Consider the following 16,525-nt stretch of genomic DNA (forward strand, 5'->3'; position numbering starts at 1 on the left):
GCCCTTGCGCAGGCCGCGCAGCAGGTCGAGCGCCATGATGTTGCCCGCGCCCTCCCAGATCGAGTTGAGCGGCATCTCGCGGTAGACGCGCGCCATCACGCCCTCGCCGCCCTCCTCCACGTAGCCGTTGCCGCCCAGGCATTCCATCGCCTCCTGGCCCAGCAGGCTGCCGCGCTTGCAGATCCAGAACTTGGCGACCGGTGTCAGCAGCCGCGCCATCAGGCGCTCGTGCTCGTCGGCGGGCCGGTCGAAGGCGCGCGCGAGGCGGATCGCGAGCGCGGTGGCGGCCTCGCTCTCGAGCGCCATGTCGGCCAGCACGTTCTGCATCAGCGGCTGCGCGATCAGCGGCTTGCCGAAGGCGCTGCGCTGCGCCGTGTGGTTGAGCGCGAGCGCGAGCGCCTGGCGCATCAGCCCGCTGGTGCCGAGCGCGCAGTCCAGCCGCGTCATCGTGCCCATCTCGAGGATCTGCGGAATGCCGCGGCCCTCCTCGCCCACCAGCCAGGCGCTGGCGCCGTGGAACTCGACCTCGGAACTGGCGTTGGCCTTGTTGCCGAGCTTGTCCTTCAGGCGCTGGATGCGGATCGCGTTGCGCGTGCCGTCGGGCAGCACGCGCGGCAGGAAGAAGCAGCTGAGTCCGGCCGGCGCCTGCGCCAGCACCAGGAAGGCATCGCACATCGGCGCCGAGAAGAACCACTTGTGGCCCGTGATCTCGTAGCGCTCGCCCCAGCCATCGCTGTCCGCGCGCACCGCCTTCGTGGTGTTGGCCCGCACGTCGGAGCCGCCCTGCTTCTCGGTCATGCCCATGCCCATGGTCACGCCGGCCTTGTCGGCCACCGGCTTGAGCGCCGGGTCGTACACGAGGCTGCCGAGCTTCGCGCCCCAGTCGGCATGCACGGCCGCGTTGTCGCGCAGCGCGGGCGTGGCCGCGTAGGTCATCGAGATCGGGCACAGCATCGAGGGCTCGAGCTCGGTGAAGAGCATGAAGCCCGCGGCGCGCAACACATGGGGCGACGCGGCCGCGCCGGGCTCGGCGCGCCACGGCGTGCCGTGCAGGCCCGCGCCCACCGCCGCGGTCATCAGCAGGTGGTAGCTCGGATGGAACTCGACCTCGTCGATGCGCCGACCGAAACGGTCGTGCGTGTGCAGCTCGGGCGTGTGCACGTTGGCCAGCCGCGCATGCGTCTGCATGTCGGCCGAACCCAGCGTTTCGCCCAGTTGCCGCAGCGACTCCGTCGGCAGCTGCGGCGCATTGAAATTCAACGCATCGCGCAGGGGCCGGTTGGTGTCGAAGAGGTTGTAGCCGGCCAGTGGTGCCGGCTGGTTGAATACCTCGTGGGTCGCGTCCATGGCCGGCTCCTTCGCGTTGTCAGTGCCTCAGATCAGCTTGACCAGCTGCTTGCCGAAGTTGCGGCCCTTGAGCAGCCCCAGGAAGGCCTCGGGCGCGGCCTCGATGCCCTGCGCGATCGACTCGCGCGGCTTGAGCTTGCCGCTGCCCACCAGCGCGCCGAGCTCGGCCAGCGCCTCGGGCCAGACCTCCATGTGCTCGCTGACGATGAAGCCCTCGACCTTGAGCCGGTTGATCAGGATCAGCGCGGGGTTCGCGAGCGGCAGCGGCTGGCCGTCGTAGCCCGCGATCATGCCGCACAGCGCCACGCGCGCGAAGGCGTTGGTGCGCAGCAGCACGGCGTCGAAGATGTAGCCGCCGACGTTCTCGAAGTAGCCGTCGATGCCGTTCGGGCAGGCCTCCTTGAGCGCCGCGCTCATGGTCTTGACGTCGGGATGCTGGCGGTAGTCGATGCAGGCGTCGAAGCCCAGTTCGTCGGTCACGTACTTGCACTTGTCCGGGCCGCCCGCGATGCCCACCACGCGGCAGCCGCGCGCCTTGGCCAGCGCACCGAAGGCACTGCCCACGGCACCGCTCGCCGCCGTGATGACCACGGTTTCGCCAGCCTTGGGCGCGATGATCTTGACCAGGCCGTACCAGGCGGTCACGCCCGGCATGCCGACCGCGCCCAGGTAATGCGACAGCGGCACGTGGGTGGTGTCCACCTTCTTGAGCGCGCCGGGCTGCGAGGCATCGACCACGCTGTACTCCTGCCAGCCGCCGAAGCCCACCACCTTGTCGCCCACGGCGTACTTCGGATGCTTGCTCTCGACCACCTCGCCCACGGTGCCGCCCTGCATCACCTGGCCCAGCGGCTGCGGCTGGGCGTAGCTCTTGGCGTCGTTCATGCGCCCGCGCATGTACGGATCGAGGCTCATGTAATGGTGGCGCACCAGCACCTGGTTGTCCTGGAGCGCCGGGGTTTGCGCGGTCACGAGCCTGAAGTTGCTCGCGACGGCTTCGCCCTCGGGGCGGTTGTCGAGGATCTGCTGCTTGTTGGTCGGCATGGTCGTGTCTCCTGGAAACTGGATGGCGGCGCGCGAGGCGCCTTGGGACTGCGGCGGCGGAACGGGGTCCGCCGCCCCTGGACTGTTCGCGGTCAGTCGGTCGACGGCGGGCGCATCGCGTTGGCGCTCGCCGGGCCGGTCGGCAGCCGGCGCTTCACGTACTTGAAGGTGCCGGTGGCATGGGCGCACACGCGCTCCTGCTCGTCGTAGATCTTGGCCTCGGTGAAGGCCAGCGTGGCGGTGCGGTGGATCAGCGTGCCGCGTGCGTGCAGCGGACCGACCGAGGGCTGCATGAAGCTGGTCTTCATCTCGATCGTGACCACGCCGGTCTCGGGCGTCACGCTGCGCGCGGCCGCGGCCATCGTGATGTCGAGCAAGGTCATGCAGGCGCCGCCGTGCGTCACGTCGAAGGTGTTGAGGTGCTCGGGCTTGGCCGTGTAGCGGATCTCGGATTCGCCGTTCTCGAACTTCACGAGCTCGAAGCCCAGGTGGCGCGCGAACGGGATCTGGCTCGTGTACGAGCGGATGTTGATGTCGTCGGAGTCTTGGGTCATTGCTTCAGGCCGCGCCCAGGACCACGCTCACGCCGCCGTCGACCGCCAGCCACTGGCCGGTGATGTGCTTGCCGGCATCGCTCGCGTACAGCAGCGTCAGGCCCTTGAGGTCTTCGTCGTCGCCCAGGCGGCCCAGCGGCGCCTGCGCGGCCATCTTCTCCTCGCCCAGCGACTTGATCAGGCCGGCCGCCATCTTGGTCATGAAGAAGCCCGGGCAGATCGCGTTGACGGTGATGTTGTACTTGCCCCATTCGGCCGCCAGCGTGCGCGTGAAGCCGATGACCGCGGTCTTGGAGGTGTTGTAGGCCAGGGTCTGCATCTCGGGCGGGTTGCCGTTGAGGCCCGCGATCGAGGCGATGTTGATGATGCGGCCGCTCTTCTTCGGGATCATGTACTGGTTGGCCACGTGCTGCGACAGGATGAAATAGCCGCGCACGTTGAGATTCATCACCTTGTCCCAGGCCTCGACCGGGTGGCTCTCGGCCGGCGAACCCCAGCTCGCGCCGGCGTTGTTCACGAGGATGTCGATCGCGCCCAGGCGCTGGAGGGTTTCCTCGGCCAGGCGGCGGGTGTCCTCTTCCTTCGCGCAGTCGGCGGCGATCCAGCGCGCGTCGATGCCGGCGGCCTGCAGCTCGGCCGCGGCCTGCTCGAGGTCGTCGGCCTTGCGCGAGCTCAGCATGATCTTCGCGCCGGCCTCGCCGAGCGCGTGGGCCATCTGCAGGCCCAGGCCGCGCGAGCCGCCGGTGATGAGCGCGGTCTTGCCGCGGAGGTCGAACAGTTGCTGGGTGGTGCGTGCGGTCATGAAAATGTCTCCGGGTGTCGGTGGTGTTCGGGGGGCGTCAGAGCTCATAGTCCATGCACTGGCGTGCCTCGCGCACGGCGCCGATGAAGGGCTTGAGCGCGACGTGCTGCGGATGCTCGGCATAGGCCGCGAGCGCGGCGGCGTCGGTGAATACCGAGTTGAGGATCAGGTCGTAGGTGGCTTCCAGGCCCGGCTGGGCCAGCGCGACCTCGAAGCGCACGGTGCCCGGCGACAGCGTCGCGCAGGCCTCGAGCAGCGCCTTGGCCTTGGCGAGGTTGGCGGCCTTGTCGGCGCCCTCGGCGTGCGCCTTGAACTTCCACATCACGATGTGCCTGAGCATGGCCTCGCTCCTTACTTGTCGTTCATGCGCGAGCGCACGTAGATCAGCACGAAGCCCACGGCGGTCGCGATGCCGCCGGGCACGGCCATGGCCCAGCCGGTGGCCGGCTCGGTGCGGCCGGTGGCGATGCCGAGGATGACGAGGAACAGGCCGCCGTAGATCAGGATCCAGATCCACTTCTCGAGCGTGGCATGCGGTTTCGGTGGCTTGGCGGGAGTGGGAGGGGTCATGGCAATGGCGGGCATCAGAATGCCTCTTCGGGCAAGGCGGTACAGGTCGGATCGCGGCTCTCGACCACGTTGAGCCAGGCGCCGTTCTTGGGCAGCTCGTAGTGGAAGAAATAGCGCGCGGCCGCCATCTTGCCAGCAGTCGCGGGCGCGGCCTGCGCCGGGTCGAGTTCGAGCGCGCGTTGCGCCACGTCGAGCCACAACCAGGCCAGCACCGTGTGGCCGAAGGCCTGCATGTACGGCACCGCGTTCACCAGCGCCTCGGCCGGGTCGCCGGTGGACCAGGCGGCCTCGGTGGCGCTGCCCACGCGCTGCAGCGCCTCGCCCAGCGCCTTGGCATGGGCGGCCAGCGCGGGTGCCTTGGCGGCGCGGCCGATGGTCTCGGTGATGCGGCCCGCCAGCAGCTGCAGGCCGCGGCCCTTCTCCATCAGCACCTTGCGGCCCAGCAGGTCGGCCGCCTGGATGCCGTGCGTGCCCTCGTGGATCATGTTGAGGCGGTTGTCGCGCCAGTACTGCTCGACCGGGAAGTCGCGCGTGTAGCCGTAGCCGCCATGGACCTGGATCGCGAGCGAGTTGGCCTCGAGGCACCATTCGCTGGGCCAGCTCTTGGCGATCGGGGTCAGCACTTCGAGCAGCAGCCGCGCCTCGTCGGCGGCCTGCTCGTTGCCGGTCTTCTGCTCGTCGACCAGCCGCGCGCAGTAGAGCTCGAGCGCCAGCGCGCCTTCGCAATAGGCCTTCTGCGCCAGCAGCATGCGGCGCACGTCGGCGTGCTCGATGATGCGCACCTGCGGGCCGGCCGAGTCCTTGACCACCTTGGCCTCGCCGCCCTCGGGCTTCTTCACGAGGCGGCCCTGCGGCCGGCTCTTCGCGTAGTCGAGCGAGGCGTGATAGCCGGCCATGCCGAGCATGGTGGCGGCGGTGCCGACGCCGATGCGCGCCTCGTTCATCATGTGGAACATGCAGTGCAGGCCCTTGCCGGGCGCACCGACCAGGTAGCCCACCGCGCCGGCCTTGCCGCCGACCGGGTACTTGCCCTCGCCGAAGTTCAGCAGCGTGTTGGTGGTGCCGCGCCAGCCCAGCTTGTGATTGAGGCCCGCGAGCGCCACGTCGTTGCGCTCGCCGGTCAGTTCGCCCTGCGTGTTCACCATGCGCTTGGGCACGATGAACAGCGAGATGCCGCGCGTGCCCGGCACCAGCTTGCCGTTCTCGTCGGGGATCTTGGCGAGCACGATGTGCACGATGTTCTCGGTCAGCTCGTGGTCGCCCGAGGAGATCCACATCTTGTTGCCCGTGAGCCGGTAGCGCGGGCCCAGCGGATCGTCCTGGAAGCCGTCGCCGTCGGGCACGGCGCGCGTGGCCACGTCGCTCAGCGAGGAGCCGGCCTGCGGCTCCGACAGGCACATGGTGCCGGCCCAGCGGCCGGAGAACTCGTTCTTGGCGAACACCTCCTTCTGCATCTCGGTGCCATGCACCAGCAGCAGGTTGGCGTTGCCGCTGGTCAGCATGTTCGAGCCGATGCTCACCGAGGCCATCGCGAAGAAGCTGTTGGCCGCGGCCTGCACCGTGTAGGGCAGTTGCATGCCGCCGATGTCGTAGTCCTGCGCCGCGCTCATCATTCCCGATTCGACGAAGGCCTTGTGCGCGTCGTGCGTGGCCTGCGGCAGGATCACCTTCTCGCCGTCGAAGTGCGGCTCCTGCGTGTCGACCGTGCGGTTGAACGGCGCGTACTTCTCGCGCGCGATGCGCTCGCAGGTGTCGAGCACCGCGTCGAAGGTCTCGCGCGAGTGGTCGGCGAAGCGTTCGCGCGAGGCCAGCGTTTCGGCATGCAGCCAGTCGTAGAGCAGGAAATCGAGGGTGGGACGCAGGCTCATGGTGTGTTCCAGGAAAGCGGGATCGGGGTCGGACAGCGAACGCGGAAGGCGCGGAAGGCCAAGAAAAAGTCGCAGAGAAAAACCAATGAAAATTCTGGTTTCTCTTCTGCGACTTCTGCGTAACCTTCGCGACTTCTGCGTTCGGAAGTCCGAATTCAGCGGTTCAGGACGAAGCTCAGATCACCTCGAACACGCCCGCGGCACCCATGCCGCCGCCGATGCACATCGTGACCACGACCTTCTTCGCGCCGCGGCGCTTGCCTTCGATCAGCGCATGGCCCGTGAGGCGCTGGCCGCTCACGCCGTAGGGGTGGCCCACGGCGATGGCGCCGCCGTCCACGTTGAGGCGGTCGGCCGGGATGCCGAGCTTGTCGCGGCAGTAGATCACCTGCACCGCGAAGGCTTCGTTGAGCTCCCACAGGTCGATGTCGTTGACCGTCAGGCCCAGGCGCTTGAGCACCTTGGGGATCGCGAAGACGGGGCCGATGCCCATCTCGTCGGGCTCGCAGCCCGCCACCGCGAAGCCCAGGAAGCGGCCCAGCGGCTTCAGGCCCTTGCGCTCGGCGTACTTCTCGTCGACCACCACGCAGGCGCCGCCGCCGTCCGAGAACTGGCTGGCGTTGCCGGCCGAGATCAGACCGCCGGGAATGGCCGAGCGGATGCCGCTGATGCCTTCCTTGGTGGTGCCGGGGCGGATGCCTTCGTCGTTCTCGATCGTGACTTCCTTGGTGCGCAGGCCCATCACGGGGTCGGCCACGCCGGCCAGCACGGTGATCGGCGCGATCTCGTCCTTGAAGCGGCCGGCTTCCAGCGCGGCGGTGGCCTTCTGCTGGCTCGCTGCGCCGTACTCGTCCATGGCGTCGCGGCCGATGTTGTAGCGCTTGGCGACCTGCTCGGCCGTCTGCAGCATGTTCCAGTAGATCTCGGGCTTGTGCTTCACGAGCCAGGGGTCGGCCAGCATGTGCTTGTTGGCTTCGTTCTGCACGCACGAGATGCTCTCGACGCCGCCGGCCACGTAGACGTCGCCCTCGCCCGCGATGACGCGCTGGGCGGCGGTGGCGATGGTCTGCAGGCCCGAGGAGCAGAAGCGGTTGATGGTCATGCCCGAGGTGGTGATCGGGCAGCCGGCGCGCAGCGCGATCTGGCGCGCGATGTTCGAGCCGGTCGCGCCTTCGGGCGTGGCGCAACCCATGATCACGTCGTCGACCTCGGCGGCCTCGATGCCGGCGCGGGCGATCGCATGCTGCACCGCATGGCCGCCGAGCGTGGCGCCGTGCGTCATGTTGAAAGCACCCTTCCAGCTCTTGGCGAGCGGCGTGCGGGCGGTGGAAACGATGACGGCGCTGGTCATGGTGAGGTCCTTTTCGAAGATGGAAGGGGAAGCCGGTTTACTGGGGCTGCGCAGCCGAGGTGTTGCGCAGGAGCTGGTGATAGAAGCCGATCATCTCGCCGTAGTTCGAGATCGCGAGGCGTTCGTTGGTGCCGTGGAAGCGCGCGAGGTCCTCGTTCTTCATGCGGAACGGGGAGAAGCGGAACACCGCGTCGCTCACGATCGAGAAGTGGCGCGAATCGGTGGCCGCCGTCATGAGGCCCGGCGCCACGATGGCGTCGGGGAAGGACTGCCGCACCGCCTGCTCGATCGCGCGGTAGCCTGTGCTGTCGGTCGGCGAGACCGGCGAGGCCTCGGAGTTGCCGGGGTAGCGCTTGATCTTGATCTCGTCGTTGCCGAGCTGCTTGCGCAGGTGGGCCTCGACGCTGTCGATGGTGTCGCCGGGCAGCACGCGGAAGTTGACGGCGGCCTCGGCGCGGCCGGGCAGCACGTTGTCCTTGTTGCCGGCGCGCACGATGGTCAGCGCGGTGGTGGTGCGCAGCATCGCGTTGCTGCTCGGGCTCTTCTGCAGCTGGCCTTCGACCAGCGGCGCCGTGAGCCAGAGGTTGGACAGCATCACGCGGTTGATGCCGCTCATCTCGGGCGCGAGCGTGCCGAACATCTGGCCCGCCACGCCCTGGATGCCGCCGGGCATCGGGTGGGCCTCGAGCCGCGCGAGCGCGGCGCTCATGCTGCCGATCGCGCTGTGAGCGGGCGGCATCGAGGAATGGCCGGGCGCGGTGTCGAGCGAGAGGAAGAAGGTGGCGTAGCCCTTCTCGGCCAGGCCGATCAGCGCCGCCGGCTTGCTCAGGCCCGGCAGCACGCCGTCGAGCACCAGCAGGCCCTCGTCGAGCACCCAGTCGAGCTTCACGCCGCGCGACTTGAGCAGCTCGGCGACCGGCTGCGCGCCGCGCAGGCCGCTGACCTCCTCGTCGTCGCCCATCACGAGGTAGATGGTCTGCCGGGGCTTGAAGCCGCTGGCGATCAGCAGCTCGATGGCCTCCATCTGCGCGAACAGGTTGCCCTTGTTGTCGAGCGTGCCACGGCCCCAGACGAAGCCGTCCTTGATCTCGCCGCCGAAGGGATCGACGCTCCAGGCCTTCTCGGTGCCCGGCGCGATCGGCACCATGTCCTGGTGCGCCATCAGCGCGATGGGCTTGGCCGCGGCATCGCTGCCGGTCCAGGTGTAGAGCAGCGCCTTCTGGCCCACCACTTCCTTCTTGAGGGTGGCGTGGACCTTGGGGAAGTTCTGTTCGAGGTAGGCATGCAGCCTGTCGAACTCGGCCAGGTTGGCGGCCGGGTCGTCGAGGCTGGACACGGTACGGATCGGGATCGCGCCCGCGAGCCGCTTCGCGGCGGCCTGCAGGTCGATGTCGAGCTTGGGCGCGGGCGCCACCGCGAGTTGGCGCGAAGGCGTGGTCCAGGTCTTGACCGCCACGACCGCCGCCAGCGCGACGAGCGCCAGCAGCAGTCCCAGGAGGATGCGTTTCAACATGGGCGGTCGCGGTCCCGGACGATCAGCCGAAGGACTTGCCTTCGGCCACCAGCTTCTGGATCAGCGCCGCGGGCTGCCAGAACTCGGCGTCGTCGCGCGGGTTCTTCGCGAAGCGCTTCATGGTCTCGGCCACGTTGTACAGGCCGACCTGCGAGGCGTAGTGCATCGGGCCGCCGCGCCAGATCGGGAAACCGTAGCCCGTGAGGTAGACCATGTCGATGTCGCCCGACTTCGAGGCGATGCCGTCCTCGAGGATGTGCGCGCCTTCGTTGACCAGCGCATAGACCAGGCGCTGCACGATTTCCTCGTCGGAGATCTTGCGCGGCGTGATGCCCAGTTCCTTGCGGTGGTCCTCGATCATCTTGTTGACGAGTTCCGAGGGGATCGCATCGCGCTTGCCGGCCTGGTAGTCGTACCACCCTGCCCCGGTCTTCTGGCCGAAGCGGCCCAGCTCGCAGAGCTTGTCGGCCGTGCGGCTGTACTTCATGTCGGCGCGCTCGACGGCGCGGCGCTTGCGGATCGCCCAGCCGATGTCGTTGCCGGCCAGGTCGCCCATGCGGAACGGGCCCATCGCGAAGCCGAACTTCTCGATCGCCTTGTCGACCTGCTGCGGCGTCGCGCCCTCGTCGAGCAGGAAGCCGGCCTGGCGGCTGTACTGCTCGATCATGCGGTTGCCGATGAAGCCGTCGCACACGCCCGAGACCACCGAGGTCTTCTTGATCTTCTTGCCGATGGCCATGACCGTGGCGAGCACGTCCTTGGCGGTCTGCTTGCCGCGCACCACCTCGAGCAGCTTCATCACGTTGGCCGGGCTGAAGAAGTGCATGCCGACCACGTCCTGCGGACGCTCGGTGAACGATGCGATCTTGTCGACGTCGAGCGTCGAGGTGTTCGAGGCCAGGATCGCGCCCTTCTTGGCGACGCGGTCGAGTTCCTTGAAGACCTTCTCCTTGACGCCGATCTCCTCGAACACCGCTTCGATGATCAGGTCGGCGTCCTTCAGGTCGTCGTAGCTCAGCGTGGTGCTCAGCAGCGCCATGCGCTGCTCGTACTTGTCCTGCTTGAGCTTGCCCTTCTTGACCTGGGCCTCGTAGTTCTTCTTGATGGTGGCGATGCCGCGGTCGAGCGCTTCCTGCTTCATCTCGAGGATCTTCACGGGGATGCCCGCGTTGAGGAAGTTCATCGAGATGCCGCCGCCCATGGTGCCGGCGCCGATCACGCCGACCGACTTGATCTCGCGCTTGGGCGTGTCCTCGGGCACGTCGGGAATCTTCGAGGCGGCGCGCTCGGCCATGAACAGGTGGCGCAGCGACAGCGACTCGGGCGTGAACATCAGCGCGGTGAACAGGCGGCGTTCCTCGGCCATGCCCTCGTCGAACTTGAGCTTGGTGGCGGCCTGCACGGCGTCGATGCACTTGAGCGGCGCCGGATAGTTCTTCGACATGCCGCCGACCATGTTCTTGGTGAACTGGAAGTAGGCATCGCCCTGCGGATGGCGGCACGGCAGGCTGCGCACCAGCGGCAGGTCGCCGCCCTTGGCCGCGACCGACTTCGCGAACTCGACGGCTTCGTCGAACACGGTCTCGGGCGAGGCGGCGAGCTTGTCGAACAGCTTCTGGCCCGGCAGGCTGGCGAGCACTTCGGACTTCACGGCCTCGCCGCTCACGATCATGTTGAGGGCGGTTTCCACACCCAGCACGCGCGGCAGGCGCTGCGTGCCGCCGGCGCCGGGCAACAGGCCCAGCTTGACTTCGGGCAGCGCGACGTTGGTGCCCGGGGCCGCGACGCGGTAGTGGCAGCCGAGCGCGAGCTCGAGGCCGCCGCCCATGCATACCGAGTGGATGGCCGCGACGATGGGCTTGGTGGCGGCTTCGAGCGCGAGGATCACGCTCAGCAGGTTGGGCTCCTGCAGCGCCTTGGGCGTGCCGAATTCCTTGATGTCGGCGCCGCCCGAGAACGCCTTGCCGGCGCCGGTGATGACGATGGCCTTGACGGCATCGTCGGCATGGGCCTTCGACAGGCCGTCGGTGATGCCGATGCGGGTCGAGAAACCGAGACCGTTGACCGGGGGATTGGTCAGGGTGATCACGGCGACATCGCCGAGCACTTTGTATTCAGCCGTCATGCTGCGTTCCTTGGTGTGTGAAGAGAAAAAAGAAAAAGCACGAGTGTTCTTTTTCCGGGGATTTTAGGCCTTTGGCGCGGCGCAACAATGGCACGCAGTCGCTGGAGGGACAAGGAGCAAAGGCGGACGCCGGACGCCAAGGACTTCGCGCCCTTCGCCTCCGGCCATCCGCCTTCCACAGCCTACCTCAGACCTCGAGCCATTCCTTGCGCGTCGCGCCGTCGGCGCGCAGGCTGGCGGGCGTGCCGTCGAACACGATGCTGCCGTGGCCCATGACGAGCGCGCGGTCGGAGATCGCCATCGCGATGGTGAGCTTCTGCTCGATCAGCAGCACCGAGATGCCCTTGTCCTTGAGCGTGCGCAGGTACTGCCCCACCAGCTCGACGATCTTCGGTGCCAGGCCCTCGGTGGGCTCGTCGATGATGATCAGGTCGGGGTCGCCCATCAGCGTGCGGCACAGCGTGAGCATCTGCTGCTCGCCGCCCGAGAGCACGCCGGCCTCGGTGTGCTGGCGTTCCTTGAGGCGCGGGAACATGCCGTACATGTCGTCGAACTGCCAGCGGCTGCCCTTGCCCGAGCCCTTCTGCCCCAAGAGCAGGTTCTGGTGCACCGTGAGCTTGGGGAAGATGTCGCGGTTCTCGGGCACGTAGCCGATGCCCAGGTGGGCGATCTCGTAGGCCTTCTTGCGCAGGATGTCCTGCTCCTTCCAGCGCAGCGTGCCCTCGGCATGCACCAGGCCCATGATGGCCTTGGCGGTGGTCGAGCGGCCCGAGCCGTTGCGGCCCAGCAGCGCGACGATCTCGCCGGGCTGCACGTCGAAGGAAACGCCATGCAGCACATGGCTCTTGCCGTAGTAGGCGTGGATGTCGTGAAGCTTCAGCATCTCAGTGTCCCGCTCCCTGTGCATCGGCCACCGACGAACCGAGGTACGCCTCCTGCACGCGCGCATTGGCGCGCACCTCCGCGGGCGTGTCGAAGGCGATCACCTCGCCATACACCACCACCGCGATCTTGTCGGCCAGGCCGAACACCACGCCCATGTCGTGCTCCACCGTGAGCAGGGTCTTGCCCGTGGTCACGTGCTTGATCAGCGCGATGAAGTGCGAGGTCTCGGTCTTGCTCATGCCGGCCGTGGGTTCGTCGAGCAGGATCACGTTGGCGCCGCCGGCGATGGTCACGCCGATCTCGAGCGCGCGCTGCTCGGCATAGGTGAGGTTCACCGCATGCACGTCGCGCTTGCGTTCCAGGCCGATCTGGCGGATCAGCTCCTCGGTGCGCGCATTGGCGTCGTCGAGGTTCGAGAGGAAGCGCAGGAAGGTGTACTTGTAGCCGAGGCTCCAGAGCACGCCGCAGCGCAGGTTCTCGAACACGCTGAGCTTGGGGAAGATGTTCGTGATCTGGAAGCTGCGCGAGAGGCCCAGCCGGTTGATCTCGTAGGGCTTCTTGCCGTCGATGCGCTGCCCGTTGAGCAGCACCTCGCCGCTGGTGGGCGCGAGCCGGCCGCTGATCAGGTTGAACAGCGTGGACTTGCCCGCGCCGTTCGGCCCGATGACGGCCACGCGCTCGCCGGCCTTCACCGCGAGGTCCACGCCGCGAATGATCTCGGTCTTGCCGAAATTCTTTCGCAGCGCCTTGAGTTCCAGTGCGTATTCAGCGCTCATGTGTTACGCCGCCTCCCGACGCTTGATTTCCGTTTCGATCTCTTCCTGGGCCTGGCCCCAGACCCGCACGAAGCGTCGCCGTGCGACCTCGAGCGCGCCCAGGCCGATGGCCAGGATCGCGACCGCGCCGAGCCAGCTGCCCATGCCCGCGGTGTCGAGCGAGACGCCGAAGAAGTTCAGCCGCGAGCCCATCGCCGCGTTGAGCTGGATGTGGTAGATCATCTCGATCAGCGCGGCCGCGCCGATCACCACCGGCACCAGCGCCGCGGCGAGCGCGAGGTAGAGCCACCAGAAGCGGTCGAACTTGCCGAACTTGGCCACGCGCAGGTTCATCATGATCAGGCTTGCGATGCCGCCCGGGGCGAACATCACCATGAACACGAACACCAGCCCGAAATACAGCTGCCAGGCCTTCGAGAGCTCCGACAGCAGGATCGAGGCGAACACCAGCAGCACCGCGCCGATCATCGGGCCGAAGAAGAACACCGCGCCGCCGAGGAAGGTGAACAGCAGGTAGCCGCCCGAGCGCACCGCGTTGAGACTGTCGGCCGCGTTCACGATCTCGAAGTTGATCGAGGCCAGGCCGCCGCCGATGCCGGCGAAGAAGCCCGCGATGATGAACGCGAAGTAGCGCACGCGCTGCGTGTTGTAGCCGATGAATTCCACGCGCTCGGGGTTGTCGCGCACCGCGTTGAGCATGCGGCCCAGCGGCGTGCCGGTGAAGGCGAACATCAGCGCGGTGCACACGAAGCAGTAGAACGCGATCAGGTAGTAGACCTGGATCTGCGGCCCGAAGGTCATGCCGAGGAAGGGCGTGCCGTAGACGCGGTCGGTGGTGATGCCGCCCTCGCCGCCGAAGAAGCTCGGGAACATCAGCGCCATGGCGGCCACCAGTTCGCCGATGCCCAGCGTGATCATCGCGAAGGTGGTGCCCGACTTCTTGGTGGTGACGAAGCCCAGCAGGATCGCGAAGAACATGCCCGCGAGCCCGCCCACGAGCGGGATCAGCACCAGCGGCACCGGCACCGCGCCCTTGCTCGCGAGGTTCATCGTGTGGATCGCGATGAACGAGCCCAGCCCGACGTAGACGGCATGGCCGAAGCTCAGCATGCCGCCCTGCCCCAGCAGGATGTTGTAGCTCAGGCAGATGACGATGAGGTAGCCCATCTGCGAGAGCATGGTCAGCGCCAGGCTGCTCTTGAACAGGTGCGGCGCGACGATCAGGGCGATGGCGAACAGCGCCCAGATCAGGTAGCGCCCGATGTTCCAGGGCTTGAAGCGGTAGTAGCGCGAAGCTTGCGTGGTCGATGTCATGGCGTCAGTCCTCCCGGGTGCCCAGCAGACCCTTGGGCCTGAAGATCAGGATGAGGACCAGGAACAGGTACGGCAGGATCGGTGCGACCTGCGAGATGGTGAGCTTGAGCAGCTCGTAGCCGAAGGTCTGGTCGTTGACCGCCATGCCCAGCGCCTGCAGTCCGCCGGCCAGCGACTGGTCCATGGCGACCGCGAAGGTCTGGATCACGCCGATCAGCAGCGAGGCCAGGAAGGCCCCGGCCAGCGAGCCCATGCCGCCGACCACCACCACCACGAAGATGATGGAGCCGACCGAACCCGCCATCGCCGGTTCGGTGACGTAGGTGTTGCCGCCGACCACGCCCGCGAGGCCCGCGAGCGCGGCACCGCCGCCGAACACCAGCATGAACACGCGCGGCACGTTGTGGCCCAGCGCCTCGACCATGTCAGGGTGCTTGAGCGCGGCCTGGATCACGAGGCCGATGCGCGTGCGCGTGAGCAGCAGCCAGACCGACACCAGCATCAGCACCGCCACCAGCATGATGAAGGAGCGCGACTTGGGGAACTGGGTGCCGTAGAGCGTGAACAGCGGGCCCTGGAGCTGCGCCGGCAGGCCGTAGGGCACGGTCGAGCGGCCCCACACCAGCTGCACCAGCTCGAGGATCAGGTAGGAAAGACCGAAGGTCACGAGCAGCTCGGGCACGTGGCCGAACTTGTGCACGCGCCGCAGGCAGTAGCGCTCGAAACCGGCGCCCAGGGCGCCCACCAGCAGCGGCGCGAGGAACAGCGCCGGCCAGAAGCCGACGATGTTCGACAGCGTGTAGGCGATGTACGCGCCCAGCATGTAGAAGCTGGCGTGCGCGAAGTTGAGCACGCCCATCATGCTGAAGATCAGCGTGAGGCCGGAGCTCAGCATGAACAACAGCAGGCCGTAGCTCACGCCGTTGAGCAGCGAGATGACGAAGAATTCGACGTTCATCGGTCTTTCGGATCACATGAAAAAGAAAAAGGCCCGAGTGTTGAAGTCGGGCCTCGACCGTTCAGGGGCGTCCCGCGTTCAGGAGGGCCGCTTCATCTGGCACGTGGTGGGCGTGCTCGCCACGTAGGCTTCGTAGTACTTGACCGGTGCCAGCGTGTAGCCGGTGTTCTCCGGGCTGTACGGGTTCTTGGCGTCGGCCTTCTGCCAGCGCGTGATCCACAGGCCCTGCTGCAGCTGGTGGTCGGCCTTGCGCATCTCGACGTCGCCATTGAAGCTCTTGAACTTCATGCCCTCGAGCGTGGCGGCCACCTTCACCGGCTCGGTCGACTTGGCGCGCACGAAGGCTTCGCTGAGCATCGCGTAGACCGTGTAGACGTCGGTGGTGTAGAGGTCGTCGTTGAAGCGCTTCTTGAACTCGCCCATCAGCGGCTGGACCGGGCCCGGCGCGTTGTAGTGGCTGTAGCCGACCTGGTAGACCTTGCCGTCCGAGGCCGCGCCCATGGCGGTCGGCGTGCCGTTGGTGACGGCGTAGTAGGTGTAGAACTTGACGTTGAGGCCGGCATCGTTGGCCGCCTTGATCAGCAGCGCGAGGTCGGAGCCCCAGTTGCCGGTGATCACCGAGTCGGCGCCCGAGGCCTTGATCTTGGCGATGTAGGGCGCGAAGTCGCGCACCTGGGCCAGCGGATGCAGGTCGTCGCCGACGACTTCGACGTCGGGGCGCTTGGTCTTGAGGTTTTCCTTCGCGAACTTCGAGACCTGCTGGCCGTGCGAGTAGTTCTGGTTGATCAGGTAGACCTTCTTGATCTCGGGCTGGTCCTTCATGAAGGTGGTCAGCGCTTCCATCTTCATCGAGGTGTCGGCATCGAGGCGGAAGTGCCAGTAGCTGCACTTGCTGTTGGTCAGGTCGGGATCGACGGCCGCGTAGTTGACGTAGAGCACTTCCTTGCCCGGGTTGCGGGCGTTGTGCTTCTCGAGCGCGTCGATGATGGCGAGCGCCGGGCCCGAGCCGTTGCCCTGCACCACGTAGCGCGCGCCCTGGTCCATGGCCGAGCGCAGCGCGGCGGTGGTTTCCTGGGGGCTGAGCTTGTTGTCGATGCCGATGATCTCGAACTTCACGCCGGCCACGTTCTTCTTGTTGAATTCTTCGGCCAGGAATTGGAAGGTCTTGAGCTGGTTGGTGCCGACCGCGGCCATCAGGCCCGACAGCGGGTCGAGCCATGCGATCTTGACGGTTTCACCCTTCTGGGCCAGGGCGCCGGCGGCGCTGGCGGCAAGGATGGCTGCGGTAGCGATTTTCAGAGCGAACTTCACGATCTATATCTCCTGGTCAAACCGATTCAAAAAACCTTGCACGAGCGTACAAGCCTTCGCAGCCCCTCCCCTCAGGGAATGCCCGTAAGGGAGATGCCGCGAGGCCT

Annotated in this window: 14 protein-coding genes and 1 pseudogene; all 15 read right to left on the bottom strand. The window is 67.2% G+C overall.

The features are described from left to right. A partial coding sequence (locus tag AC27VN_RS02465; protein ID WP_490875520.1) for an isovaleryl-CoA dehydrogenase occupies window positions 1-1,347 on the bottom strand: 1,347 nt, incomplete at its 3' end. A 27-nt stretch (window positions 1,348-1,374) separates the two neighbouring features. Next, window positions 1,375-2,391, bottom strand: coding sequence for an NADP-dependent oxidoreductase (locus AC27VN_RS02470; RefSeq protein WP_093342073.1), 1,017 nt, complete (start codon window positions 2,389-2,391; stop codon window positions 1,375-1,377). A 92-nt stretch (window positions 2,392-2,483) separates the two neighbouring features. After that, a complete protein-coding gene (locus AC27VN_RS02475) occupies window positions 2,484-2,945 on the bottom strand; it encodes a PaaI family thioesterase (protein ID WP_093342075.1) in 462 nt (153 codons plus the stop codon). A gap of 4 nt (window positions 2,946-2,949) precedes the next feature. Next, window positions 2,950-3,747 (bottom strand): SDR family oxidoreductase, encoded by a 798-nt coding sequence (locus AC27VN_RS02480; RefSeq protein WP_093342076.1) that lies wholly within the window; start codon window positions 3,745-3,747, stop codon window positions 2,950-2,952. A 37-nt stretch (window positions 3,748-3,784) separates the two neighbouring features. Further along, window positions 3,785-4,087 carry a Dabb family protein gene (locus AC27VN_RS02485; protein WP_490875521.1) on the bottom strand — a complete coding sequence of 101 codons (303 nt, stop codon included), beginning with the start codon at window positions 4,085-4,087 and terminating at the stop codon, window positions 3,785-3,787. An 11-nt stretch (window positions 4,088-4,098) separates the two neighbouring features. After that, the gene (locus AC27VN_RS02490; protein WP_296782740.1) at window positions 4,099-4,317 is read right to left on the bottom strand and encodes a hypothetical protein; all 219 of its coding nucleotides are present in this window, start codon (window positions 4,315-4,317) and stop codon (window positions 4,099-4,101) included. Window positions 4,318-4,331: 14 nt separating this feature from the next. Beyond that, window positions 4,332-6,185, bottom strand: coding sequence for an acyl-CoA dehydrogenase (locus AC27VN_RS02495; protein WP_490875522.1), 1,854 nt, complete (start codon window positions 6,183-6,185; stop codon window positions 4,332-4,334). Between the two features lie 175 nt (window positions 6,186-6,360). Further along, window positions 6,361-7,536 carry an acetyl-CoA C-acyltransferase gene (locus AC27VN_RS02500; protein WP_093342083.1) on the bottom strand — a complete coding sequence of 392 codons (1,176 nt, stop codon included), beginning with the start codon at window positions 7,534-7,536 and terminating at the stop codon, window positions 6,361-6,363. Between the two features lie 37 nt (window positions 7,537-7,573). Continuing rightward, window positions 7,574-9,070: pseudogene (locus tag AC27VN_RS02505) on the bottom strand (M20 family peptidase); the annotation flags it as partial. A gap of 1 nt (window position 9,071) precedes the next feature. Then, entirely contained in the window at window positions 9,072-11,174 is a 2,103-nt protein-coding gene (locus tag AC27VN_RS02510) for a 3-hydroxyacyl-CoA dehydrogenase NAD-binding domain-containing protein (protein ID WP_431509033.1), read from the bottom strand. A 187-nt stretch (window positions 11,175-11,361) separates the two neighbouring features. Next, window positions 11,362-12,057, bottom strand: coding sequence for an ABC transporter ATP-binding protein (locus AC27VN_RS02515; RefSeq protein ID WP_203201078.1), 696 nt, complete (start codon window positions 12,055-12,057; stop codon window positions 11,362-11,364). Window position 12,058: 1 nt separating this feature from the next. Continuing rightward, a complete protein-coding gene (locus AC27VN_RS02520) occupies window positions 12,059-12,835 on the bottom strand; it encodes an ABC transporter ATP-binding protein (RefSeq protein WP_093342089.1) in 777 nt (258 codons plus the stop codon). A gap of 3 nt (window positions 12,836-12,838) precedes the next feature. Beyond that, window positions 12,839-14,149, bottom strand: a complete 1,311-nt coding sequence (locus tag AC27VN_RS02525) for a branched-chain amino acid ABC transporter permease (protein ID WP_203201080.1) — start codon at window positions 14,147-14,149, stop codon at window positions 12,839-12,841. A 4-nt stretch (window positions 14,150-14,153) separates the two neighbouring features. Beyond that, window positions 14,154-15,107, bottom strand: coding sequence for a branched-chain amino acid ABC transporter permease (locus AC27VN_RS02530; protein WP_093342092.1), 954 nt, complete (start codon window positions 15,105-15,107; stop codon window positions 14,154-14,156). Between the two features lie 78 nt (window positions 15,108-15,185). Beyond that, window positions 15,186-16,418 carry a branched-chain amino acid ABC transporter substrate-binding protein gene (locus AC27VN_RS02535; protein WP_093342094.1) on the bottom strand — a complete coding sequence of 411 codons (1,233 nt, stop codon included), beginning with the start codon at window positions 16,416-16,418 and terminating at the stop codon, window positions 15,186-15,188. Window positions 16,419-16,525: the final 107 nt, after the last annotated feature.

The sequence above is a fragment of the Variovorax sp. 20P10.2.4 genome, from assembly GCF_058244205.1.